Raw genomic sequence first — 23,548 nt, forward strand, 5'->3', positions numbered from 1 at the left:
CCTGTGGCGGCATCGGCTGCGGCATCGGGTGTCTGTCTGGAGGTCGTCGTCACGCTGTCAAGCTTCCGAGCTGCGAACTCTCCGAGCGAGTGGCCGGAAGGACAGCATTCGCTAGGATCGGGCCATGCCCCTGTCGCAGCGAGACACAGACACCCGGGAAGACCCGGGCTTCCGCCCCCACCGCGTCGTCGTCCTCGCCCTCGACGGGGTGCTTCCCTTCGAGCTGGGCATCCCGCACCGCATCTTCGGCCGCCCCAGGGACGCCCGGCGCCGACGCCTGTACGAGGTCGTGACCTGCTCGGTCCGCCCGCCGGGCCCGGTCGAGACCGACGCCGACTTCGCCATCCAGGTCGCCCACGGCCCGGAGGCCCTGGCCACCGCCGACACGGTGATCGTCCCGGCGTCCTACGAACTCGGCCCGGTCTTCGAGGAGGGCGTGCTGACCGACGAGCTGACCGCCGCCCTCGCCCACGTCCGGCCCGGTACCCGGCTCGCCTCCATCTGCACCGGCGTGTACGTGCTCGCCGCGGCCGGCCTGCTGGACGGGCGCCCGGCCACCACGCACTGGGCCGACGCCGAGCACTTCCAGCGGCTCTTCCCGAAGATCCGGGTCGACGCCGACGTCCTGTACATCGACGACGGCGACGTGCTGACCTCGGCCGGCGTCGCGGCCGGGGTCGACCTGTGCCTGCACATGGTGCGCCGCGACCACGGCACCGCCGTCGCCAACGAGGTGGCCCGTCGTACGGTCGTACCGCCCCACCGCGACGGCGGGCAGGCGCAGTACATCCAACGCCCGGTACCTGAACCCCAGTTGGCGACCACGACCACCGCCCGCGCCTGGGCGCTCGGCCGCCTCCACGAACCGCTCCAGCTGCGCGACATGGCCGAGCAGGAGTCGATGTCGGTACGTACGTTCACGCGCCGGTTCCGCGAGGAGGTCGGCGTCAGCCCCGGCCAGTGGCTCACCCGGCAGCGCGTGGAGCGGGCCCGGCACCTCCTGGAGTCCACCGACCTGTCCGTCGACCAGGTGGCCGGCGACGCGGGCTTCGGCACGGCCCAGTCGATGCGGCAGCACCTACAGGCGACCCTCGGTGTCACCCCCACCTCGTATCGCCGCACCTTCCGGGCCGGGGGCGCCGGGGGTGCCGGGACGGCGGGGAGCGACCGTACCGCCGACCGAACCGGCTGAACCGGCTGAACCGGCTGAGCGACCGGAACCAGCCGTGCCCGCCACACCCTCCATACCTGCCGCACCAGTCGCACCAGTCGCACCAGTCGCACCAGTCGCACCAGTCGTAACGACCGTGTCGGCGCCCCGCGTCGTACGCCCCGCGCGGCGGACCTCGCCCCACCAGCCGACCGCCGTGAGCGCCAGGGTCAGGCCCACACCGGCCAGGATGGCGTTGGACGGTGCCGTCACGTGCAGCAGGGCGCCGGCGAGCGACCCGGTGGCGGCGTAACCCGCGCCGGCGGCGGCGTACATGACGGAGTAGCCCGCGGCCAGGATGCTCGGTGGGAGGGCGTCGCGCAGGGCCAGGTTGCGGTTGAGGAGCCCGCCCGACTGGAGCATGCCGCCCACCACCAGGGCCGCCGCGATCCCGGCCGTGTCGGGGATCAGCGCGACCAGCGTCACGCATGCCGACATCCCGCAGATCAGCACGGCACCGCGGGTGCGCGGCAGCCCCGGCCAGTCGCGCAGTCCATAGAGGAGCGCGCCGAGCCCGCCGCCCACGGCCAGTCCCGTCAGCAGCGGGCCGGACCAGCCGACACGGATGCCGCGCTGTTCGAGGAGGGCCGGGAGGACCAGTTCGGCCAGACCGAGCAGCGCGAGACCCGCCGCACCCGTGACGAACACCGGCCAGGCACCGGCCAGCACCCGGATCGGCGACCGGCCCGCCCGCTGCTCCCCGCCCTTCGTGGTGTCCGGGTCGTCGGCCTTCCAGCCGGCCGGGAGCAGCCACAGGCCCGCGACCGCCGAGGCCATCAGGGCCGCCGCGAGCAGCAGCGGGACGTACGGCGCGACGCCGAGGGCCAGGCCGGTGACGGCGGCGGGCGAGACGGCCCAGATGCCGGACACGAGTATGGACTCGGTGGACAGTGCCTGCGTCACGGCGCGTTCCGGGACCAGGTCGGTGAGCAGCGCGCGCAGGCTGCCGGCCGACGCTGCCGGGGCGGCCCCGGCCAGGAACGCGAACGCGGCGAGGACCACGAAATGCGCCTCGGGAAGCGCCCCGAGGCCCACGAATCCGGCGCATCCGGCCGCGAGGCCCGTGGCCAGCTGGGGGCGGGCGTGTTCGGGACGCAGCCGCATGCCGAGGACCGGGGCGCCGATGATCTCGCCGATCACATAGACCGCGGCGAGGACCGCGCCCAGCGCATAGCCTCCGGGGCGTTCGCGCACCAGGAACACCAGGGCCAGCGGTGTCATGGCCACGGGCATGCGGGCGCCCACGGAGGTACAGGCCCAGATGAGGACCTGCTTCGAGGCGACGTCGCGATAGCTCATGGGCCGAAGGTAGAGGTCGGCACCGACAATGCCCCAGGTGTTTTCCGGCGCCTGTGGACAACTCCTGGCATGCGCACACTCAAAGCGCCCGAACCGGAGCCTCTTCCCTCAAGCCCATGGCCTTCCCGCAGGCCATGGCCTTTCCCTGAGCCAGTGCCTCTTCCCGAGCCGGGAGGCCGGCACCCCTCGGATCAGAAGGTCAGCACCCCCCGGGCCACCCGCCCCGCCTCCGCGTCCCCGACCGCCTTCTCGAAGTCCTCGACGGGGTACGTCTCCGTCACCAACTCGTCGAGCAGCAGCCGCCCTTCGCGGTACAGGTCGGCGTAGAGCGGGATGTCCCGCTGGGGGCGGGAGGAGCCGTAGCGGCAGCCGAGGATCGACTTGTCCAGGAACATCGACGAGACGACGAAGGACGCCTCGGCCGTGGCCGAGGGGACGCCGAGCAGGACCGCCTGGCCGTGCCGGTCGAGCAGGTCGACGGCCTGCCGGATGAGTTCGACCCGGCCGACGCACTCGAAGACATGGTCCGCGCCCGTCGGCAGCACGTCCCGTACGCCCTCCGTCGAGGTCAGGAAGTGGGTCGCGCCGAACCGCCGGGCCATCGCCTCCTTCGCCGGGTTGGCGTCCACGGCGACGATCCGCGAGGCGCCCGCGATCCGCGCGCCCTGGAGGACGTTCAGCCCGACCCCGCCCGTGCCGATCACCACGACGCTGTCCCCGCGGTCCACCCGGGCCCGGTTGAGCACGGCACCCACGCCGGTCAGCACCCCGCACCCGATGAGCGCGGCCGACGGCATCGGGATGTCCTTCGGGATGCGTACCGCCTGCACGGCCTTCACCACCGTGCGTTCCGCGAAGGCGGAGTTGGACGCGAACTGGAACACCGGCCGGCCGCCCCGCGTGAAGGGCCGCCCCGGCCGCCCGATCGACTGCCGGCACATGGTCGGCCGCCCCCGGTCGCACTCCGCGCACGCCCCGCAGTTCGCGAGCGTCGACAGGGCCACATGGTCCCCGGGCGCGACATGCGTGACACCGGCCCCGACGGCCTCCACCACGCCCGCGCCCTCATGGCCGAGCACGACGGGGACGGGGAAGGGGATGGTCCCGTCCACCACCGACAGGTCGCTGTGGCACAGGCCCGCCGCCGAGATCGCGACCAGCACCTCTCCGGCTCCCGGCTCCCTCACCTCCAGGTCGTCGACGACCTGGATCTGCTTACCGTCGAACAGCACACCGCGCATCAGACGACTCCCTTGGGCTCCCTGGGCAGACCGAGCACGCGCTCGGCGATGATCGTGCGCTGGATCTGGTCGGAGCCGCCGTAGATCGTGTCGGCCCGGGAGAACATGAACAGGTGCTGCGCGGCGTCGAGTTCGTACGGCGCGGCGGCCGACCACTCCACCGGGCCGACCCCGGCCGCCGCGCCCCGCACGAGCATCGCCAGCTCTCCCAGCCGCTGGTGCCACCCGCCCCACAGCAGTTTCGCCACGCTTGGCGCCCCGGCGTCCCCCGAACTGCCCAGTGTGCGCAGGGCGTTCCAGCGCATCACCCGCAACTCGGCCCACTGCCGCACGAGTCGCTCCCGTACGACGGGATCGGCCACCGCACCGCTGTCGACGGCCGCCCGCACCACTCGCTCCAACTCCCGGGCGAACCCGATCTGTTGGGCGAGTGTGGAAACCCCCCGCTCGAACCCGAGCAGGCTCATCGCGACGCCCCAGCCGGCGCCCTCGGCCCCGACGAGGTGCTCCGCGCGTGCGTGTGCCCCGTCGAAGAAGACCTCGTTGAATTCGCTGGTCCCGGTCAGCTGCCGGATCGGCCGGACCTCGATCCGCCCCGGCTGGTCCATCGGAACGAGCAGAAAACTGAGCCCGTGATGACGGACGGACCCCGCTTCCGTCCGGGCGAGCACGAAGCACCAGTCCGCCTCGTGGGCGAGGGACGTCCAGATCTTCTGCCCGGTGATCCGGTACGTCCCGTCGGCGGCCCGCTCGGCCTTCGTGCTCACCCCTGCCAGGTCCGAGCCCGCGCCGGGCTCGCTGTATCCCTGGCACCAGAGTTCCTCGCCCGCCGCGACCGGCGGCAGGAACCGGGCCCGCTGTTCATCGGTACCGTGCGCGAGAAGCGTCGGGGCGAGAAGATTCTCCCCGATGTGCCCGGACCGCGCAGGCGCCCCCGACCGGGCGTACTCCTCGGCCCAGACGACCTGTTGGGTAAGACTGGCGGCCCGGTTCCCGAACCCGGTCTCCCCCCAGGAAAGCCCGATCCACCCGGCCTTCCCGAGAATCCGCTCCCATCCGCGCCGATCAAGATCCCCATCGACATGCGCACCAAGCCAGGCCCGAACTTCCGCCCGAAACTCCTCATCCCCGACGCCGAATCCAAACTCCACAGGGCTCTCCTCTCAACACAGGACGCGACCGACGCCCTAGGGGCGCGGGGAACTGCGCGATCAACCACAACGAACCCGCACCCGCCAGCCAACCCGCACTCCCGAGTTACTGGGCGTTCGGCCGCGCCCCACCCCGCGCCGCCTCCTCCATCCGCTCCAACTGCAAAAGCATCGGCATCGGGTCCACCCCCACCGACCCCGGCAGGAACTCCGCGATCGTCTCCGGTGTCCACCCGCCGGAGGCAGACGCATACGCCGCCCGCAACTCCCTCGGCTGCGCCCACACCGCGATCTTCGGCCCCGCGACCGTGTACACCTGCCCGGTGATCCGCTGCTCCTTCGCCCGGTCGGACAGCAGGTACACGACCAGGGCCGCCACGTCCTCCGGTTCGCCGATCTCCGCCAGTTCCATGGGCACGTTCGCCGACATCCGCGTACGCGCGACCGGCGCCACCGCGTTGGCGGTCACCCCGTACTTGTGGAGGCCCAGCGCGGCACTCCGTACGAGCGAGATGATCCCGCCCTTCGCCGCGCTGTAGTTGGCCTGCGACACCGACCCCTGGTGGTTTCCGCTGGTGAAGCCGATCAGCGTCCCGGCCCGCTGCTTCCGCATCACCGCCGAAGCCGCCCGGAACACGGTGAACGTGCCCTTCAGATGAGTGGCGACGACCGGGTCCCACTCCTCCTCGGACATGTTGAACAGCATCCGCTCGCGCAGGATCCCGGCGACGCACACGACACCGTCCAGGCGCCCGTACGAGGACAGCGCCACGTCCACGACCCGCTGGCCGCCGGCCATGGTGGACACGTCGTCGGCCACCGCGACCGCGTCGCCGCCCGCCGCCTCGATCTCCTTGACGATGCCGTCGGCGATCTCGCTCGTCGGCGAGCCGCCGTCGATGGAGACCCCGTAGTCGTTGACGACGACGCGCGCTCCCTCGGCTGCCGCGCCCAGTGCCACCGCCCGGCCGATCCCCCGGCCGGCACCCGTCACGGCGACCACCTTGCCTGCCAAGAAGTTCCCCATGTCCGGCCCCTTCCCGCGGTTTCTGACGGACCGTTAGATTTTATGACCCGTCGGATATCCGGAGGCAAGCCCCGGGAGCGACCGGACTCCAGGAAGGACCGGACTCATGTCATTGCCGGCCGAGTTCCACGCCATCGCCAAACGCGTGAACAACTGGGGGCGTTGGGGGGCGGACGACGAGATCGGCACCCTCAACCTCATCACCGACGCCGTCGTGCGCGAGGCCGCCGCGACCGTCCGCACCGGGCACCGCGTCCCCCTCGCCCTCCCGCTGGAGCAGGACGGCGTCCAGACGGGAGCGATTCCGGGCCGGGTGAACCCCGTGCACTCCATGGTCCAGATCAACCAGGAACTGTTCGGACCGCCGGGCGGCGGAACCGTCGCGACCAGCGACGACATCGTGACCATGGGACTCCAGTGCGCGACCCACTGGGACGCCCTCGCTCACGCCTCCCACTCCGGGAAGCTCTACAACGGGCGTCCGGCGGACACGATCACGGCCCACGGCGGCGCCGAGTTCACCGGCATCGACAAGGCCCGGCACATCGTCTCGCGCGGGGTGCTGCTGGACGTGGCCCGCGCGCGGGGCGTCGACCGGCTCGACGGGGGGCACGCGGTGACCCCGGAGGACCTGGACGCGGCGGAGGAACTGGCGGGCACACGCGTGCGTGCCGGTGACATCGTGCTCGTACGGACCGGGCAGATCCAGGTGTACCTGGCGGGCGACAAGCACGGGTACATGTATCCCTCGCCCGGGCTGTCGGTCCGTACGCCGGAGTGGTTCCACGCGCGGGATGTGGCGGCCGTCGCGAACGACACGCTCACCTTTGAGATATTTCCACCTGAATCGAATGATCTATGGATGCCCGTACACGCGCTCGACCTGGTGGAGATGGGGATGCCGCAGGGCCAGAACTGGAATCTCGAAAAGTTGTCCACAGCCTGTGGACAAGAGGGCCGGTACGAGTTCCTGCTGTCGGCGACGCCGGAGCCGTTCACGGGGGCCACGGGTGGTCCCGTGGCCCCCGTGGCGATCCTCTGACCCCTGCCGGCCGGCGGCGCGCCATTGCCCACCCCAAGTACGGCATCGCGCGCCGCCACCCGCCTTCGGCGTTCCCGCCCCGCCCCCCTGTGGCCCCGAGGGGGCTGACGCCGAATCACGATCCGCACTCGCCGAGGGCCCCCGTCACCGAACCCTCGCCGTCCCCTCACGGCGGATCGCGCTGCACACAAGCGTGTTCACGCGGTCACGTCACGTCAACAGCTGTTCGAGGATTTATCGCTTACGCCCTTTTTGTGACAACCGCGCACAGGGGCACACCCCGGCGCACCGCCCCGCGTCCGACCCATGAACCCGGACATTTCTGCCACCGTGCCCCGCCGAGCGCCGCACCGGAATCCGCGCGCCGGCAGGGTGTCCCGGTCAGACGGCCCCGTACGCCGCCATGCCCCCGTACGCGGAGGCGGTACCGGCACCGGCCCCCGTGGCGGTGGCGGAACCGCCGCTGCCGCACCGCGCGGGAGCCGGACAGCGGTCCAGTTCGCACCAGATGCGCTTGCCAACGCCTTCGACGCTCCACCCCCACCGGTCGGCGAGCCCGTCGACCAGCTCCAGTCCGCGCCCGTTGGTCTCGTCGCCCTCGGCGTGCCGGGGTACGGGGGGACAGGCGCTCAGATCGACGACCTCAAGCCGCACGGTCCCGCCGGCCACGCCCTCGGCGCCGGACCGCGACCCGCACTCACCCTCGCCCGGACCCTCGAACGACAGCCGCAGCACCGCCGGACACCCGGTGTGCACCACCGCGTTGGTGACGAGTTCCGAGACGAGGAGGATCAGCGTCTCGGCCAACGGCTCGTCGTCCGAGACCCCGGACCCGGCAAGGCGCGACCGCGCCCATCTGCGGGCCCGCCCCACCTCCGCGGGGTCGGGCCGGATCTCCAGCTGCACTTGAAGCACCTGCACCGCTCACACCATCCGAACCGGCGGACACATCGCCTCGCGCCGCACAAGGGCCACGATCGTAGCCATTTTCTGCATGCCCAGAACAACGGTTGGGCCCACGGCCAGATCGGGGATCACGGAACGTGATTCCCTTACGGGAAAGCATGGTTGACGTACAGTCACGCCAACAAGCGCTTCGGGCATATTCCAACGCGAAGGAGTACGCCTGCGGCATACTGTGCGACGCTCGCCGCGGGGAGTCGAACAGGCGGGTACGGAACTCCGACCCGCCCCACGAGCGGCGCGCACTGCCGAATCCGGGGCCGCCTCAGGGGCAACACCGGGATGGCTCGACCTCGGAACCACTCGCATGCCACAGAAGGTACCGGAGCGAACACACGACTCCGGGCCGTGACGAGTCGCTCGTAGGACACAACCCGGTATCGACGCTCGGTGATCCCACAACGCCTGGGTCACATTTCGATCGCGCCACGATCCGCGACATCGATTCGGCCGGTCCCGGCCCGCCTCCCGGTCACCGCGCCTCGGCCAGTAACGCGGCGGCGAGCACCTCCTCACATTCCGTCACCGAGCCGGGCCGCCGGGCCCGTACCCACGCCCGCTTCAGATACAGATGGACGTCCGACTCCCAGGTGAAGCCCATCCCGCCGTGCACCTGGAGGCAGTCACGGGCGCCACGCACGGCCGCCTCGTCGGCGAGCAGCCGGGCCGCCGCGATGTCCGCCGGATCTACGGTGACGGCAGCCGCGTACACCGCCGCCCGCGCCACCTCGACCCGGACCAGGATCCCGGCGCACAGATGCTGCACCGCCTGGAAGGCCCCGATCGGCCGTCCGAACTGCTCGCGGGTCCGGGCGTGTTGCGCGGCCAGCTCACACACCCGGGCGGCGGTGCCGAGCTGCTCGGCGGCGGTGAGGAGAGACGTCAGGAGTACGTCCGTACGGTCGCCGGAGACCGGGGCGGTGACCCGGTGCAGGGGCGTGAGCGGATCCGCCGACCGTATCGGCACCGCTCCCGCGGCATCCCCTCGTACGGCGTCGGCCGCCTCCAGCCACTCCACCACCCCGCCGCCGTCGACGGCGGTCACCACCGTCCCGCCCTCGGCCGCCCCCGGCACCTCCCCCGCCGCGAGGTGCGTGGCGATCAGCGGCCCGGGCAGCAGTGCGCGCCCCGCCTCCTCGAACACCAACACCGCCTCGGGCAGGCCGAGTCCGACCCCGCCCGCCGTCTCCGGCAGCCGCAGCGAGAAGAACCCGGCGCTCCCCAGCTCCCGCCACAGCCTCCGGTCCAGCTCGGGTACCTCGCCCGCCTCATCGGCCCCCACGGCCGCCCGCAGCCGCTCGCGCCCGAACCGCGCCGCCAGCAGCTCTCGTACGCCCGTCCGCAACGCCCGCTGATCCTCGGTGAGTTGGAAGCGCATGTGCGAAGGTCACCGTCCTTTCGGCAGTCCGAGAACGCGTTCGGCCACGATGCTGTGCTGGATCTGCGAGGTGCCGGCGGCGATGGTGTACGACAGCGAGGACAACCGGTCGAGCACCCAGGGCTGTTCGAGATCCAGCGCCGCGCCGCCGTCCCCGAGGACCTCGGCAGCCGCCTCGTACAGCTCCTGCCGGGCGTGCGAGTACCGCAGCTTGAAGACCGACCCGCCGACCCCGGGCACGCCCTCGCTCGCCTCGCTCACGTTCCACTGGGTCAGCCGCCACAGCGCCCGGAACTCGGCGTTGAGCCGCCCGAGCCGCCGCCGCAGTACGGGGTCGTCCCAGCGACCGTTCTCCCGTGCGGCCAGGGCGAGTTCGCCGAGCACCCGGCGGCAGGCGACCACCTCCCCGACGAACGCCGTACCGCGTTCGAAGGACAGCGTCACCATCGTCACGCGCCAGCCGTCGTTCTCCTCGCCGACCCGGTTGGCGACGGGCACGCGGACCTCGTCGAGGAAGACCTCGGCGAACTCGTTCGACCCGGCGAGGGTGCGCAGCGGCCGTACGGTGATGCCCGGCGCGTCCATGGGCATGGCCAGCCAGGTGATCCCGCGGTGCCTGGGCGCGTCCGGGTCGGTCCGCACCAACAGCTCGCACCAGTCGGCGACTTCGGCGTGCGAGGTCCAGATCTTGGAGCCGCTCACCACGTATGCGTCGCCGTCACGCCGTGCGCGGGTGCGCAGTGCCGCGAGGTCCGAACCGGCGTCCGGCTCGCTGAACCCCTGGCACCAGACCTCCTCGCCGCGCAGCACCGGCGGCAGCCAGCGCGCCTTCTGCTCCTCGGTCCCCTCGGCGGCGACGGTCGGCCCGGCGTGCAGCAGCCCGACGAAGTTGGCGCCCACATAGGGCGCGCCGGCCTTCTCGGTCTCCTCCAGGAAGATCATCCGTACGGCGGGGTCGGCGCCCCAGTGGACCTCGCCGTACCCGGCGTCGTACAGCGTCCGCTGCCAGCCGAGGTCGTACGCGCGCCGTCCGGGCCAGTCGTCGGGCGACGGCTTGGCGGGCAGCGAGGGAAGGACCTTCCCCAGCCACTCCCTCAACCGTGCTCGGAACTCCGCCTCTTGGGGGGTGTCGGAGAGGTCCACTACTTGTCCAGGTCGAGGCCGAGCATGCGGATGGCGTTGCCGCGCATCAGCTTGTGGACGGTCTCGTCGTCGAGGCCCTTCACATGGTCGAGGGCGACCTCCTTGGTGTGCGGGAAGGTCGAGTCGACGTGCGGGTAGTCGGTCTCGAAGGTGGCGTTGTCCCGGCCGACGACGTCGATCGAGGCGACGCCGTGCTTGTCGCGGAAGAAGCAGCAGAAGATCTGCCGGTAGTAGTAGGTGGAGGGGGGTTCGGGGATCAGATCCCTGACCCCGCCCCACGCGCGGTGCTCCTCCCACACGTCGTCGGCGCGCTCAAGGGCGTACGGGATCCAGCCCATCTGCCCTTCGCTGTAGGCGAGTTTGAGCGCCGGGAACTTCACCAGGACGCCGCTGAACAGGAAGTCCATCATCGACGCCATCGCGTTGTTGAAGCTCAGCGCGGCCTGGACGGCGGGCGGCGCGTCCGGGGAGGCGGCGGGCATCTGGCTGCTGCTGCCGATGTGCATGTTGACGACCGTCCCGGTCTCCTCGCACACCGCGAAGAACGGATCCCAGTAGCCGGAGTGGATCGACGGCAGCCCGAGGTGCGTCGGGATCTCCGAGAACGTCACCGCCCGTACCCCGCGTGCCGCGTTGCGCCGGATCTCCGCGACCGCCAGCTCGATGTCCCACAGTGGGATCAGGCACAGCGGGATCAGCCGGCCGCCGCTGTCGCCGCACCACTCCTCCACCATCCAGTCGTTGTAGGCGCGCACGCAGGCGAGGGCGACCTCCTTGTCGTGGGCCTCGGCGAAGGTCTGCCCGCAGAACCGCGGGAAGGTGGGGAAGCAGAGGGAGCCCTCGACGTGGTTGAGGTCCATGTCCGCGAGCCTGGCCTTCGGGTCCCAGCAGCCGCGCCGCATCTGCTCGCGCGTGATGCCGTCGAGGGTCATCTCGTCCCGGGAGAACCCGACGGCCGCGATGATCCGCTTGTACGGGAACTGCAGGTCCTCGTACTGCCACCAGTCGGTGACCGGGCCGTCGGGGTCGGTCGTGATCCGGTATTTGCCGCCCACGTAGGCGAGTTCGCCGATGCCGGCGGTGAAGGGCTTCGGCCCCCTGTCCCGGTACTTGGCCGGCAGCCAGGTCTCGAAGAGGTGCGCGGGTTCGATCACGTGGTCGTCGACGCTGATGATGCGGGGCAGTTCGGTCATGGGTCCCCTCCGCCTGGCCAGCCGGTGATGATTATCTGACGGTCCGTCAGTTCTGCACCTCTAGAAGGTTAGTCCCGCACCTATGGACCGACAAGGCGTGAAGCCCTACGCTCCCCGCACGATCTGATGGACCGTCAGCTACAGGGGGCCACGTGAACGTCGTCGACACCGCACACGCCCTGGGTTCGGCCCGTACCCTCTGGGAACTGGTGGCCCGGCGCGCCGAACTCACCCCCGACCGGCCCGTCCTCCTCCAGGACGACCGCTCCCTCACCTTCGGCGAACTCCGCACCCGCTCCGAACGGGTGGCCGCGGGCCTCTACGACATGGGCGTACGCCCCGGCACGGTCGTCGCCTGGCAGTTGCCCACCCGTATCGAGACCGCCCTGCTCTCCTTCGCGCTGGCCCGCCTGGGCGCCGTGCAGTCGCCGGTCATCCCCTTCTACCGGGACCGCGAAGTCGGCTTCGCGCTACGGGAGTCGAAGGCGGAGTTCTTCGCCGTACCGGGCGTGTGGCGCGGCTTCGACCACACGGAGATGGCACGGCGGCTCGGCGCGAAGGGCGTCTTCCCGGCGTACGACAGCGCCGAACTCCCGGACGGGGACCCGTCCTTACTGCCGCCCCCGCCCGCCGACGGCACCTCCGTCCGCTGGATCTACTGGACCTCGGGCACGACCTCCGACCCCAAGGGCGTGCTCCACACGGACCGTTCGCTCATCGCGGGCGGCTCGTGCCTCGCGCACGCCCTGCGGCTCACCGGGTCCGACGTGGGCTCGATGGCCTTTCCGTACGCCCATATCGCCGGCCCCGACTACACGGTGATGCTCCTGCTGTACGGCTTCCCGGCGGTGATGTTCGAGCAGTTCGCACTGCCGGACGCCCTGGAGGGGTACCGCAAGCACGGGGTGACCGTGGCCGGCGGCTCCACGGCCTTCTACTCCATGTTCCTCGCCGAGCAGCGCAAGCAGCCGGGCGTTCCGGTGATCCCGTCCCTGCGACTGCTGGCGGGCGGCGGGGCCCCGAAGCCGCCGGAGGTCTACCACTCCGTCGTACGCGAGATGGGGGTGCAGCTCACGCACGGGTACGGCATGACCGAGGTGCCGATGATCACCATGGGCGCGCCGGACGACACGGTCGAGAACCTCGCGACGACGGAGGGGCGTCCGCCGGAGGGGATGGAGATCCGGGTGGTGGACGGCGAGGTGCGGCTGCGGGGCGAGGCCGTGTGCCAGGGCTATCTGGACCCCGCGCAGACCGCCGAGGCGTTCGACGAGGACGGTTTCCTGCGCACCGGTGACCTGGGATTCCTCACCGCGAGCGGGCACCTGGTGCTCACCGGGCGGCTCAAGGACGTCATCATCCGCAAGGGCGAGAACATCTCGGCGAAGGAGATCGAGGACCTGCTGCACACGCACCCGGGGGTGGGCGATGTGGCGGTCGTGGGGCTGCCGGACGCGGAGCGCGGGGAGTTGGTCTGCGCGGTGGTGGAACAGGCGGCGGGAGCCGATGGGTTGACCCTCGCCGCGCTGACCTCGTACCTGCGGTCGGAAGGGCTGTCCGTGCACAAGCTGCCGGAGCGGCTGGAGGTGGTGGACGCCCTTCCGCGCAACGACGCCCTGCGGAAGGTGCTCAAGTACAAGCTGCGCGAGCGCTACGCGGAGCCCTCGCCGGAGTCGGCGCCCTCGTCCGAGTCGGAGACGTCGAAGTAGCGGGCGAACGCGTCGACGATCTCCGTCTCGCCGACCCGGCCGTCGGCGTCGGTGTCGAGCGTCGCGGCGGCCGTGGCGGCGACGTCCGCGGGCGCGCCGAGGGCCTTGAGGACGCGCTCGGTGTCCCCGAGGGTCGCCGTGCCGTCACCGTCCGGGTCCGCGACGGCCAGGGCGGCGCGCAGGAAGGGGCGGGCGATCTCGGCGAACCGGCCGGGGTTGTCGTGAAGCCGCTTCACGGCACCGTTCACGAACTCGTCGCGGGTGATCCGCTGGTCGCCGTCCCGGTCCGCTATCCCCGCCATGCCCTGCCAGAAGGCCTCGGCACCGCTGTAGAGGGCCTGGCCCTTGTCGGACCGGGCGGGCGTCTCGAACTCGGCGAGCAGCGCCTTGGCCGCCACGCTGAAGTCCACCCGGTCGATGTAGCCGTTGCCGTCCTGGTCGAAGGTGGTGAACCGGGCGGCGATCTTCCGTTCGTACTCGGAACTGACCATGTGTGTCGGGCCTGCCTTACGTCTGCGTCCTACGCCTGCGTCTTACACGCTTTACGTTGCGCTTGTCTCTGCGTCTCACCTCGGCGCGTCCTGCCTCTACGCGCGTCTCACCTCTGCGGCGACGTCCTTCCCGCACGGAGCGTACGACGCGTGGGTGATCGCCGGGCCAGGAAAGCGACGCCTGTGGCAAGAACGGGGGAATTCCGCGACAAGGGCGTCACTCACGCGGCCGTCACGCGCGCGTGGGGCCGCTCACGCGCACGGCGGGCCTTCACACGCGCGTGAAGGCCGCCTGGAGCGGGGCCGCCGTCTCGTCGGCGGCCGTGGGGATGTCCGCGTAGACGTCGAAGAGGCGGCGGACCCCCAGGGCGCCGAGGACCCGGTTGACGTGGTGGGCGTGGGCGCTCTCCGCGTCCCCCTGCGCGGGCAGGATCAGACGCAGGTGGCCCTGGCAGGAGCGCATCAGGCGGCGGGTGGCGATGAGGACGCCGACGCCGCTGGAGTCGCAGAAGACGACCTCTGAGAGGTCGAGGACGACACGGTGACGGCCCTCGGCCACCGCGTCGTGCACCCGCTGTCGCAACTCCGGCGAGGTGACCAGGTCCATCTCGCCGGACACCCGGAGCACGGTCCAGCCGCCTCGCTCGCCGTCGGTCACCTTGAACGCCACCATGAGGCCCCTCGTCCGACTTGTCCGCCAGAAACGGAAGCTCGACCTACGCTTCCTGCCGACGCGGCTGCCCAGCAGCCATGTCATCAAACACCGCACATCTACTCGGCCCGGACCGCAAGAGACTTGCAAGCGGTTTGCAGGGCACCTGTTTCGGTCACTCGCGATCTCATCCGATCGAAAACAGCACAGATTGCGTCACGTTCGGTCGATCTCCGTCTGTTCTCTACCATCGGAGGCCCTTCGGAGGGCGCACAATGCCGCAAAGCGGAGTGGGCCGTCAGAGGGGCCGACTACATTCGAGGAGAAGGTGGACAACCGCCGGACCTGGACAGAAACACGGCACGAGCCCGAGCGGCACACGAGCCCGAGCGGCACAACTGAGACGACCGAGAAGACCGAGACGTACCGGGGGGTGAGAGGGCAGCATGCCGAAGAGGGACACACAGCCCCGCTGGGACCGCAAGATGCAGCAGCGGCTCGCGCGCGGGGAGGCAGCCGCGCTCGGTGAGCTGTACGACCGGTTCGCCTCCCTCGTGCACGGCCTCGCCCACCGTGTCCTCGGCGACGAACAGGACGCCGACCGCATCACCCGCGAGGTCTTCACCCACGTCTGGCAGCACCCCGACGCCTACGACCCCAAACAGGGCCCCCTGCGCTCCTGGGTGGCCACCCTGGCCCACCGCCTCGCGGTACAGCGCCTGCGCCAGACGGAGACAGCCGCCCTGGCCCACAACGACACCGCAGAGGCCACCGAGACCACGGCCACCACGGCGACCACCGGTTCGACGGGCTCCCTGGAGGAAATGGAGCGCAGGGTCCGCCGCGCCTCCGTCGCCGCCCGCGCCGACTACATCGTCACGTCGATGCCGGCCCCGCTGCGCGCCGCCCTGGAGCTGGCCTACTTCCAGCGGCGCGACTACCGCCAGACCGCCGTCGACCTGGGCGTCACGGAGGCCGAGGCCCGCCGCCGCCTCCGCCTCGGCCTCCAACTCCTGTCCACGGCCCACGACACCGGCACACCAGGGGCACCCCCCGAACACGGGGGTGCGGTGTGAGCGGCGCGGGTCACGAGGACGGGGACTGGGAGAAGTACGAGGGGTACGGTCCCGAAGGCCCCGGGAACGGCGACGACAACGACGCCGTTGCCGGCTCCGGTGCCGGTGAAGGCGGCAGCGACGGCAAGGGACCGGAACCCGGCACCGGCGACGGCAGCGCCGCCCGCTCGCCCCGCATACCGATGCCGCGTTCCTCGGTCGAGGACACCGGACTTCCCCTGCCTGACGCGACAGACCTGCCCGTCGTACCACTGGTCCTGGAACACGACGTGCTGAGGTCGCTGCTGGGGGCGTGGGCGCTGGCCGCCTGTGCGCCGGAGGAGACGCTGGCCGTCGAGGAGCACCTCGGGGAGTGCGGTGCCTGCGCGGACGAGGCGCGGCGCCTGCGAGAGGCGGTCGAGCTGCTGCAACGCCCGGAGCCCCTCGACCTGGACCCGACCCTGCGCACCCGCGTCCTGGAGGGCTGCCTCGACCGGCGCCCGCCGCGCATCCCGGTACCGGAGTGGGCGACCGCGTACGACGCGGAGACCGCCCGCCTCGACGCCCTGCTCCAGGACTTCGGCGACGCCGAGTGGCACGCGCCCGTGCGGCTGCGCTGGTTCGAGGGCGACGAGCAGACGAGCCGCCGTACGACGGTCGCCGGTGTCATCGCCCACCTGCTGAGCGTGGACGGCCTGGTCGCCGTCGCGCTGGGCCTCGACGACCCGCTGACCGGCGAGCAGCCGACACCGGTCGCGCCGACCCCGGCGTCCCGCACGGAGGCGTACTGGCGCGCCTCGTACTTCCCGCCCACCCGTTCCGTACGGATGCCGTGGCGGGAGCAGAGCCACAACATCGTCCGGACGGTGTCGTTCGCGGTCGCGGGCACCTCCCGCGCGAGCGAGGCCGAGCGTGGCGGAGGCTCGGGCAGGCTGCCGGTGTCGTACGGCGACTTCGAACTGCCGCTGCGCGACGCGATGCTGGACCGGGCCTTCGAGTGCTGGGTGCACGCGGGCGACATCGCGGACGCGGTCGACTACCCCTACGAGCCCCCGGCCCCGCGCCACCTCCACGGCATGATCGACCTCGCGGCCCGCATGCTCCCGGAAGCGCTGGCCGCCCGCCGCCAGGCAGGCCTGGCCGCACCGAACCGGACGACCCGTCATCTGGTCCCGGCCGGCGAACCCGGCCGCAGCCTGCGCCTGGAGATCGAGGGCTCCGGCGGCGGCGAATGGCTGATCCCCCTGGACTCACCGGCCGCCCTCGCCTCGTCCGCCCACGAGGTCGCCCATGTGGCCCTGGACGGCGTGGAGTTCTGCCAACTGGCGGCGGGCCATGTGTCCCCGGAGGAAGCGGCGGCCGGACAGGACGGCGACAGGGAGGCGATCAGGGACGTGCTGTTCGCGGCGGCGTCACTGAGCCGGATGTAGACAGGCCTTCAGCTGGACGTCGCCCCGGCGAGGTTCTGGTGGTGGTCGCAGAGGGCCACGATCGAACGGGCGAGCCGCTTGACGCGCTCGAACTCGCCGGTCAGTCCAGCGCGTTCGATCTCGTCGAGCCGACGGCGGGCCTCGCCGACACCGGCAAGCGCCGCGTTCGCCGGCACGTCCTCATCAGGAAAGCGTCCGGCGAGCTGTTCGACGCGTGGGATCAGGCGCCACAGATCGCGGTGGAAGGCGTGTCCGAAGTACTGCACGGTCTCGTAGCGCGGCAACGGCGATTCGTCGACAAACCGGACCGCCACGTCGCGCATCGCCATGATCTGCCCGGCATCCAGGATCTCGACCTGCCGCTTCACTGTCATACCGCCGTGCCTCCTCGTCGGAGCGAGTGCGCCAGCCGCAGGGCCACGTCCGCGCGTACGCGCCCGAGCTCCACGAGACCGAGGGCGGGCGAGGCCGCGTCGACGGCGAGCGACGGGAGCACGATGCCGACCTGGTTGAGTGCCGCCCTCAGGGACTCCGCGGCTGTGAAGGGATCGATGTCTTGCGAGCCGAGTGCTTTCACCATGAACAGGACGGTAAAGGGAAGAAGTTGGCTGGCTCCATGCAGTTTTCTTGAGTTTTCTCGTGGCACTCTTGATTTGCTTCTCTTTTCTTCCATGCCACACCTCACTCTGTGGAGAGGACCTTCAGACCCGGCCATGCTGACTGGATCAACGGCGCTCGAAGGGACCGCACCCATGGCTCGACAGCTGCGCTTCACCGGCACCGACAGCAAGATCGACGGCTGCCCCGCTCTGCACGAGGACGTCGCAACGGGAGAGGTCATCGTTCAGGGCACACCCCTGACCGCCCCCGAGGACATCGCGCAACTACGCCACTTCAGCGAGGCCGAGGCCGCGGTCGTCGTGCCACGCGAACTGCTCGTGAACTGGGCTCCGAAGGAGAAGACGCTCGTGCCGGAGATCGTCAGCCGGGACCAGTTCCGTCGTCTCTTCGAGACGTTCGAGCACACCGCGTGGCGTCTGGAGACACGGCGCGGATATGCGTCCGACCGCGAAGACCCCGACTACCGGACCTTCGTGGAGACGGGCAGTGCGCCCTGCGACTTCAGCGAGCCGTGGTTCAGGAACATCCGCGAGCAGACTGACGTGGGCAAGAGGGTCGGCCGAGTCCGCGTCGCTGACAGCCCGCCCACAGAAGAGCAGTTGTTCCTGCTCGACTACTCAAGGCACAACTCGGCAGTCGGTGAGGACATCCGCTACCTCTGGCGCGAAGAAGCCGAGCGATCCGACCTGCCCGCAGAGGACTTCTGGCTCTTCGACTCCCGGATCGTTGCTCGGCTGATCTTCGACGACGCGGACAACTTTCTGAACGTCGAGCTGATCACGGAGCCCGCCGAGGTCGTGCGGTACTCGATGATTCGCGATGCGGCGATGCATCACGCCGTCCCCTATCAGCACTTCGCAGCACAGGTGAACGGGAGCAACTAGCGTGCGTGGCCGGTGAGTACTGACTATCAGCAAGCGCGGGAAGCCCTGGGAGGGCGGCTGCGCGAACTGCGCTTCTCGTGCCCTGAGGGTCGGCTCACCGGCCAGCAACTGGCCCAGCGGCTGGGCTGGCCGAACTCCAAGGTCAGCAAGTTGGAGAACGGCAGACAGACCGCCACCCCGGAAGACCTCCGCGCCTGGGCTCACGCCACGGGCCAACCCGAGGTGTATCCCGAACTCACCGGCCGGCTCTCGGGCTTCGAGTCCACGATCAGATCGTGGCGCCGGGCTCTCGCAAGCGGCTTCAAACCCATGCACGAGAACCTGAGCAGGGAGATCGAACGCACCAAGGATCTGTGGGTGTGGGAGGAGTCGGTCGTCGCCGGGATGGTGCAGACACCCGAGTACGCGCGCCACGTGATCACGAGGTATTCGCAACTCCTCGCTGCGACCGGCGACGTCGAGGAATCGGTCCGGGCGCGGATGAAGCGCCAGGAGTGGCTGTACCGGTCCGATCGCAGGCTTCACGTGCTCATGTGGGAGGCCTCGCTGCGCTCGCTGATCTGTCCACCGTCGGTGCTCGCCGCCCAACTCGACCGGCTGACCGGCCTGATCGGGATGGACACGGTCGACCTGGGAATCATCCCGTTCACCGCCTCGGTGAAGATCGTCCCGGCCAACGGCTTCTGGATTCTCGACGACCGTCTCGTCGTCGCCGAGGACTGGCACGCCGAGATATGGCTCGACGACGCCGACAACGTCGCCCTCTACACCAAGGTCTGGCGGACCCTGCGCGAGTCAGCGGTGTACGGCGCCGACGCCCACAACGTCATCAACAGCGCCCGCCGGGCACTGAACCCGTACTGACTTCACCAGGCGCCCAGACTGCAGGCACGCGAACGGCCCCCTCTGCGGCGTGAGGAACGCAGAGGGGGCCGGAACGGACTTCAGTCTTGGAGTCGGGCTTGGTCCAGCGCTATCGGATGATCTCCAGGACATCGAGGACGAGCAGGACCGCAGACCCGGACATGGCCATGAGGGCGAGCGCCCGCCCATAGGACTTCAGCCGCATCTGCCACCAACTCCCTGCCCCGCAGGGGGCGTTCATACGCGCACTCCCGTCGCCAGAACCGGCATCGGACGGTGGCACAGGCAGGTGCACACCAGGTAGCGCAGCCCGGGAACACCGCTCTCCCGAGGCTCGGCGTCCCGGCACAGCTCGTGGGTGCCGATGGTGCAGCGCCCGGACACGTACGGAGACTCCGGCCCAGGGGACCACTCCTGGGCAGCGCTCATTCGGGCACGCCGTTCTCGGCGTTCGACTCGAACCGGAGGGGGCGGACGTCCCACATGCCGCCCCGCGCGTCCCGGTGATATCCCCTGTGCCCCTCGTCCCGTACGCAGGCCCCGGCGTCGCTCAGGATCGAGGCCCGGTAGAACATCGAGGCGCGGACCTTCCCACACCTGGCAGCGGCCGTAGCGCCGGTCATCGGGCCCTCACCCCGTCCAGCACGGAGTGAATGTCACGGGTGTCGAAGCTGATACGGAAGTCGGCGGCCAATACCGCGACGGCACGGCGCCGCAACCGCACGGCTCGTTCGCGTGCCGTCCAGTGAGGCCGCACGCTCGCTGCACAGGCCACTGCAGCCACTTCGGAGGGCCGGACGTCGAGGTGGTCGGGCAGGTACGGCCGCGACAGGGCCGACGATGCTCCGTCAAGGGGCGCGCGGTCGGTGCTGTACGGGGAACGCGGGATGCCCAGATGCGCCGCGAGGTGGGATCGTTCCCTCACGTTCCGGCTGGTCATGACGGATCGGCCTGGTTCCGGCGCCGACTTGCGCCGCCTACCGGTGGCAGGCAGGGCCAAACACAGAATCAGCAGCGCAATTGGGCACAAGGCCCGGTGTAGTGCGGTCGCGATACGGTTACGCACGTCGTCAACCTCCAGAGGGTTGCTGGCCATGCCCCCGGACCGGTCGCACGGTCGCGGGGGTCTTGTCTTTCTGTGACGCAGTCCACCATAGCCGCTTTCGAAAGCGGTCGGCAGTAGACGGCAGTGGTTGACCGTTGTCGAAGATGCACGCAAGTTGCCGAACGCTTACGTTCGATTCCGTGGAAGAGAAGATCAACCCCGCCGCTGCGACTTACCACTACGAGCAGCTCGCGAAGATCATCGAGAACAAGATCCGTACCGGAAGCCTGGCGGCAGGATCACGCCTACCCGGTGAACTGATCCTTTCTCAGGAGTACGGCGTTGGCTCCAACACCGTGCGCCGCGCGCTGGACATCCTGAGGGAACGCGGATTGATCATCACAGTCAGAGCCCGTGGATCCTTCGTGATTGAAGAGCTGCCGCATGACGAGACAGACCAGGGCGGGAGGTAACGGATGAGGATCGATCCCGGCAGCCACTGAGGCAGGAGTGGCAGACCGTCCTGGTGGACGGCAGCGCCGCGGCGAGGTTCTCGTAGGGCGGCAAAGACGACCAGGGGATGCCGGTCCCGACGACCTGGGGGCACGTGCGCCGTCCGGGTCCTGCGCGACACTGGTCCGGTGATTGTCGAACGCGCGTATGCCCACCTCTCCTCGTACGACGAGAACGCCTGGCCCTGGTCCGTGCCCTGCGTACGGCAGTTGCTCGACGAAGGGCTGCGCTTCACCGCGCCGGTGACGTTTCTGGTCGGTGAGAACGGGTCGGGGAAGTCGACCCTGGTCGAAGCACTGGCTGAGGGGTTCGGTCTGGACTCCTACGGCGGCTCACACGACTGGCGTTACGCGTCCCCGCGCGGCAAGTCGGCGCTCGGCGAACGGATGAGGTTCGACGCGGCCTCGCGCGGGCGCCGTATGGCCACCAGTTGGTCGGCCCGCAAGGGCTTCTTCCTGCGGGCCGAGACCGCGATGGACGCCCTGAGGAGGGAGGGGTTCTCGCCGGACTCGGTCAGCCACGGCGAGGGCTTTCTCGCGGCGTTCCGCGGGAAGTTCCTGCACACCGGGCTCTACGTTCTCGACGAGCCGGAGGCCGCGCTCTCCTTCTCCTCGTGCCTCGAACTGATCGGCCACATCGACCGGTTGGCCAAGGAAGGCGGCCAGGTCATCTGTGCCACGCACTCACCCCTGCTGACCGCCCTGCCGGGCGCGGACATCATCGAGGTCGGTGAGCACGGTATGCGGAGGGTCGCCTGGCAGGAGCTCGGAGTCGTGGATCACTGGCGGCGCTATCTCGCCGACCCGCACGCCTATCTGCGGCACATCGTCGAACCATAAGGGCGTGCCGACCGGGCCGTGGTCAGAACATCGTGTTGTCGTTCTCGGAGGTGGGCGGGATCACCTGGAGGACGTCCCAGTGTTCGACGATCCTGCCGTCCGCGTCGAAGCGGAAAATGTCGATGTCGGCGTACTCCGGGGCGCAGCCCGGCCCTCACCGCCGCCGGGTCGTCGCCCAGCAGACCGAGCACCTCGCGGACCAGGTCGGCGGACCGCACGTCCGGGTCATGAGCGGTGTCGGACCGGAACGGCTCGTCCAGGGCGATGGCGGCCCTGTAGGCGGCGAGCGGGAGCGGAGTCGGGCTCGGGGTCGGGGTCGGGGTCGGGGTCGGGCACACGGTGGTCCTCCGGACAGTGGGCAGGCGGCGGTCGGCGGCGGGGTGGGGCTGCCGAACGGGACGCCGCCGTGCCCTCACCCGCAGGCGGTGGGGGGGGGCACGGTGGTGGGTGACGACCAGTCAGGCGGGTTCGAGGACTCCGGCGTGGAGTTCGGCGGCGCGCCCGTCGCCCGTCTCATAGGTCCAGAAGGCGTGGACCGTAAGGGCGTTGAGGTTCATGAGGTGGGTGATCGTCATGCCGGACTCCTCGACCCAGCCGAGCATGAACAGGCCGGGGGCCACCTCGGCGGTGTGGAGTATGACGGTCTCCTCGGCGCCCTTGGCCGGGCCCTCCAGGGTCTCGTAGTGGAGGGTGGTGCCGTCGGCCGTGCAGGTGTTGCGGAAGACGACCCCGTTGTCGACACGGAAGACGAAGGTCCTCCCGGCGTAGGTGGGCCCACTCATCGCGTCTCTCTTCTCGCTGACGGTCGGCGGCTTCAGAACAGGCCGTTGCCGTGGGGCAGTTCGGCGGGGATCGGGGCGATGACGTCCCAGTGCTCGACGATCCTGCCGCCCTGGACGCGGAAGAGGTCGTAGTACGCGACGGGCACGCCGAACTCGCCCTCCGACTGGAGCAGGACGAACTCGCCCTCGGCGACGACCTTGTGGACGGTCTTGTAGACGAGGTTCCTGCCCTGCTCGCCCCACTTCGCGGCGGCGGCGCCGAAGCCGTCGAGGCCGTCGGCGGCCTCCGGGTTGTGCTGGTGGTACGTCTCGGTGGAGATGTAGTCGGTGAGCACCGAGTAGTCGGCGCCGACCAGGACCTTCTGCGCGAACTCGGCGACCAGGGCCCGGTTCGCCCCGGTCTCCTCGGGCGCGGTGACCTCGGTGGGGCCGTCGGTCTGCGAGCGCCCGGAGACGGTGTCCCCGACCAGCGGGGTCAGGGCGTCCCAGTGCTCGGCGAGCTTGCCGTCGGCGTCGACGCGGAAGACGTCGAAGGCGACCAGCGGGTCGGGCCCGAAGCCGTGGTACGTGCCGTGCAGGGCGACCAGGTCGCCGTCGGCGATCACCCGGGCACCTTCGTAGCTGAAGCCCTCCGGCAGACCGGCGACCAGTCGGCGCAGCGCCTCGGGCCCGTCGGCGGCCAGGCTGCTGTGCTGGGTGTAGTCGGCGGCGACCCAGCGGTCCACCGCACTCGGGTCCCGCCGGCCGAAGAGTTCTCCGGCGGCGGTCAGGACCGTGTTCTTGGGGTCACTCATGGTGGTTCTCCTTGCGTGGGCAGGTCACAGGTGGAGGGTTGCGGAACGGTCGGGGTCAGCCGCCCGGCACACGCTTCCCGTTGCTCGCCGCATGCCGCTTACCGGTTGCCGGTTGCCGGTTGCCGCTTACTGGTTGTTGCTTGCTGCTTTCCGACATTCTCGGAAGCCGGGCGGGCTGACATCTCCAAGCTAGTGAGGCTGTACAGGGACAATCGGATACGC

The 23,548-nt window shown here is 70.4% G+C and carries 26 protein-coding genes; 9 read left to right on the top strand and 17 right to left on the bottom strand.

The genetic code is table 11. The features are described 5' to 3' along the window. Nucleotides 1–124: 124 nt before the first annotated feature. Complete coding sequence (locus tag OG595_RS17810; RefSeq protein WP_329273287.1) at nucleotides 125–1,192, top strand: GlxA family transcriptional regulator; 1,068 nt, start codon at nucleotides 125–127, stop codon at nucleotides 1,190–1,192. Here the strand turns inward: OG595_RS17810 and OG595_RS17815 are convergent. The 4 genes from OG595_RS17815 to OG595_RS17830 all read right to left on the bottom strand — a co-directional run bounded on the left by OG595_RS17815 (nucleotide 1,079) and on the right by OG595_RS17830 (nucleotide 5,928). Continuing rightward, nucleotides 1,079–2,509: an MFS transporter gene (locus OG595_RS17815; protein ID WP_329273290.1), complete on the bottom strand. Its 1,431-nt coding sequence runs from the start codon at nucleotides 2,507–2,509 to the stop codon at nucleotides 1,079–1,081. The genes OG595_RS17810 and OG595_RS17815 overlap by 114 nt on opposite strands. 191 nt (nucleotides 2,510–2,700) lie before the next feature. Beyond that, nucleotides 2,701–3,750: a Zn-dependent alcohol dehydrogenase gene (locus OG595_RS17820; RefSeq protein ID WP_329273293.1), complete on the bottom strand. Its 1,050-nt coding sequence runs from the start codon at nucleotides 3,748–3,750 to the stop codon at nucleotides 2,701–2,703. Beyond that, nucleotides 3,750–4,901 carry an acyl-CoA dehydrogenase family protein gene (locus OG595_RS17825; protein WP_329273296.1) on the bottom strand — a complete coding sequence of 384 codons (1,152 nt, stop codon included), beginning with the start codon at nucleotides 4,899–4,901 and terminating at the stop codon, nucleotides 3,750–3,752. The genes OG595_RS17820 and OG595_RS17825 overlap by 1 nt, the downstream gene beginning before the upstream one ends. Nucleotides 4,902–5,007: 106 nt before the next feature. After that, nucleotides 5,008–5,928, bottom strand: a complete 921-nt coding sequence (locus OG595_RS17830) for an SDR family NAD(P)-dependent oxidoreductase (protein WP_329273299.1) — start codon at nucleotides 5,926–5,928, stop codon at nucleotides 5,008–5,010. A 106-nt stretch (nucleotides 5,929–6,034) separates the two neighbouring features. On the opposite strand from OG595_RS17830, the gene OG595_RS17835 reads away from it, so the two are divergent. After that, complete coding sequence (locus OG595_RS17835) at nucleotides 6,035–6,970, top strand: cyclase family protein (RefSeq protein ID WP_329273301.1); 936 nt, start codon at nucleotides 6,035–6,037, stop codon at nucleotides 6,968–6,970. A 381-nt stretch (nucleotides 6,971–7,351) separates the two neighbouring features. Here the strand turns inward: OG595_RS17835 and OG595_RS17840 are convergent, their stop codons facing one another. From OG595_RS17840 to OG595_RS17855, 4 genes are all read right to left on the bottom strand, one after another. Further along, nucleotides 7,352–7,891, bottom strand: a complete 540-nt coding sequence (locus OG595_RS17840) for an ATP-binding protein (protein WP_329273303.1) — start codon at nucleotides 7,889–7,891, stop codon at nucleotides 7,352–7,354. 514 nt (nucleotides 7,892–8,405) lie between these two features. Next, nucleotides 8,406–9,311 (bottom strand): acyl-CoA dehydrogenase family protein, encoded by a 906-nt coding sequence (locus OG595_RS17845; RefSeq protein WP_329273305.1) that lies wholly within the window; start codon nucleotides 9,309–9,311, stop codon nucleotides 8,406–8,408. 9 nt (nucleotides 9,312–9,320) lie between these two features. Then, nucleotides 9,321–10,454, bottom strand: a complete 1,134-nt coding sequence (locus OG595_RS17850) for an acyl-CoA dehydrogenase family protein (RefSeq protein WP_329273307.1) — start codon at nucleotides 10,452–10,454, stop codon at nucleotides 9,321–9,323. Beyond that, nucleotides 10,454–11,647 (bottom strand): amidohydrolase family protein, encoded by a 1,194-nt coding sequence (locus tag OG595_RS17855; protein WP_329273310.1) that lies wholly within the window; start codon nucleotides 11,645–11,647, stop codon nucleotides 10,454–10,456. Before OG595_RS17855 ends, OG595_RS17850 begins: the two co-directional genes overlap by 1 nt. 152 nt (nucleotides 11,648–11,799) lie before the next feature. On the opposite strand from OG595_RS17855, the gene OG595_RS17860 reads away from it, so the two are divergent. Next, nucleotides 11,800–13,356, top strand: coding sequence for a class I adenylate-forming enzyme family protein (locus OG595_RS17860; protein WP_329273313.1), 1,557 nt, complete (start codon nucleotides 11,800–11,802; stop codon nucleotides 13,354–13,356). Here the strand turns inward: OG595_RS17860 and OG595_RS17865 are convergent. After that, nucleotides 13,299–13,847 carry an EF-hand domain-containing protein gene (locus OG595_RS17865; protein ID WP_329273315.1) on the bottom strand — a complete coding sequence of 183 codons (549 nt, stop codon included), beginning with the start codon at nucleotides 13,845–13,847 and terminating at the stop codon, nucleotides 13,299–13,301. The genes OG595_RS17860 and OG595_RS17865 overlap by 58 nt on opposite strands. Nucleotides 13,848–14,118: 271 nt before the next feature. Next, nucleotides 14,119–14,520: an STAS domain-containing protein gene (locus tag OG595_RS17870; RefSeq protein ID WP_329273317.1), complete on the bottom strand. Its 402-nt coding sequence runs from the start codon at nucleotides 14,518–14,520 to the stop codon at nucleotides 14,119–14,121. A gap of 425 nt (nucleotides 14,521–14,945) precedes the next feature. Here OG595_RS17870 and OG595_RS17875 point away from each other — a divergent pair, with 425 nt between their 5' ends. Both OG595_RS17875 and OG595_RS17880 read left to right on the top strand, forming a co-directional pair. After that, nucleotides 14,946–15,575, top strand: coding sequence for a sigma-70 family RNA polymerase sigma factor (locus tag OG595_RS17875; protein ID WP_329273319.1), 630 nt, complete (start codon nucleotides 14,946–14,948; stop codon nucleotides 15,573–15,575). Beyond that, the gene (locus tag OG595_RS17880; RefSeq protein WP_329273321.1) at nucleotides 15,572–16,984 is read left to right on the top strand and encodes a zf-HC2 domain-containing protein; all 1,413 of its coding nucleotides are present in this window, start codon (nucleotides 15,572–15,574) and stop codon (nucleotides 16,982–16,984) included. Before OG595_RS17875 ends, OG595_RS17880 begins: the two co-directional genes overlap by 4 nt. Before the next feature lie 8 nt (nucleotides 16,985–16,992). Here OG595_RS17880 and OG595_RS17885 read toward each other — a convergent pair whose 3' ends face one another. Continuing rightward, nucleotides 16,993–17,358 (bottom strand): DUF6415 family natural product biosynthesis protein, encoded by a 366-nt coding sequence (locus OG595_RS17885; protein WP_329273324.1) that lies wholly within the window; start codon nucleotides 17,356–17,358, stop codon nucleotides 16,993–16,995. Further along, complete coding sequence (locus OG595_RS17890; protein WP_329273326.1) at nucleotides 17,355–17,564, bottom strand: hypothetical protein; 210 nt, start codon at nucleotides 17,562–17,564, stop codon at nucleotides 17,355–17,357. Before OG595_RS17890 ends, OG595_RS17885 begins: the two co-directional genes overlap by 4 nt. Nucleotides 17,565–17,736: 172 nt before the next feature. Here OG595_RS17890 and OG595_RS17895 point away from each other — a divergent pair, with 172 nt between their 5' ends. Continuing rightward, on the top strand, nucleotides 17,737–18,489 hold the full coding sequence (locus tag OG595_RS17895) for a DUF6879 family protein (RefSeq protein ID WP_329273328.1): 753 nt from the start codon (nucleotides 17,737–17,739) through the stop codon (nucleotides 18,487–18,489). A 12-nt stretch (nucleotides 18,490–18,501) separates the two neighbouring features. Continuing rightward, on the top strand, nucleotides 18,502–19,353 hold the full coding sequence (locus OG595_RS17900; RefSeq protein WP_329273329.1) for a helix-turn-helix domain-containing protein: 852 nt from the start codon (nucleotides 18,502–18,504) through the stop codon (nucleotides 19,351–19,353). Nucleotides 19,354–19,462: 109 nt separating this feature from the next. Here OG595_RS17900 and OG595_RS17905 read toward each other — a convergent pair whose 3' ends face one another. The 3 genes from OG595_RS17905 to OG595_RS17915 are packed head-to-tail and all read right to left on the bottom strand — an operon-like array spanning nucleotide 19,463 to nucleotide 19,976. Further along, nucleotides 19,463–19,594 (bottom strand): hypothetical protein, encoded by a 132-nt coding sequence (locus tag OG595_RS17905; RefSeq protein WP_329273331.1) that lies wholly within the window; start codon nucleotides 19,592–19,594, stop codon nucleotides 19,463–19,465. After that, the gene (locus OG595_RS17910) at nucleotides 19,591–19,782 is read right to left on the bottom strand and encodes a hypothetical protein (RefSeq protein WP_329273334.1); all 192 of its coding nucleotides are present in this window, start codon (nucleotides 19,780–19,782) and stop codon (nucleotides 19,591–19,593) included. Before OG595_RS17910 ends, OG595_RS17905 begins: the two co-directional genes overlap by 4 nt. Continuing rightward, nucleotides 19,779–19,976 (bottom strand): hypothetical protein, encoded by a 198-nt coding sequence (locus OG595_RS17915; protein WP_329273336.1) that lies wholly within the window; start codon nucleotides 19,974–19,976, stop codon nucleotides 19,779–19,781. Before OG595_RS17915 ends, OG595_RS17910 begins: the two co-directional genes overlap by 4 nt. 622 nt (nucleotides 19,977–20,598) lie before the next feature. On the opposite strand from OG595_RS17915, the gene OG595_RS17920 reads away from it, so the two are divergent. Both OG595_RS17920 and OG595_RS17925 read left to right on the top strand, forming a co-directional pair. Next, entirely contained in the window at nucleotides 20,599–20,871 is a 273-nt protein-coding gene (locus OG595_RS17920; protein WP_329273339.1) for a GntR family transcriptional regulator, read from the top strand. Nucleotides 20,872–21,039: 168 nt separating this feature from the next. Then, nucleotides 21,040–21,750 (top strand): AAA family ATPase, encoded by a 711-nt coding sequence (locus tag OG595_RS17925; protein ID WP_329273340.1) that lies wholly within the window; start codon nucleotides 21,040–21,042, stop codon nucleotides 21,748–21,750. A gap of 458 nt (nucleotides 21,751–22,208) precedes the next feature. On the opposite strand, the gene OG595_RS17930 is transcribed toward OG595_RS17925, so the two are convergent. Both OG595_RS17930 and OG595_RS17935 read right to left on the bottom strand, forming a co-directional pair. Then, the gene (locus OG595_RS17930) at nucleotides 22,209–22,532 is read right to left on the bottom strand and encodes a MoaF-related domain-containing protein (RefSeq protein ID WP_329273342.1); all 324 of its coding nucleotides are present in this window, start codon (nucleotides 22,530–22,532) and stop codon (nucleotides 22,209–22,211) included. Nucleotides 22,533–22,564: 32 nt separating this feature from the next. Then, complete coding sequence (locus tag OG595_RS17935) at nucleotides 22,565–23,326, bottom strand: nuclear transport factor 2 family protein (protein WP_329273344.1); 762 nt, start codon at nucleotides 23,324–23,326, stop codon at nucleotides 22,565–22,567. Between the last annotated feature and the right edge of the window lie 222 nt (nucleotides 23,327–23,548).

The sequence above is a fragment of the Streptomyces sp. NBC_01451 genome (assembly GCF_036227485.1).
Lineage (GTDB): Bacteria > Actinomycetota > Actinomycetes > Streptomycetales > Streptomycetaceae > Streptomyces.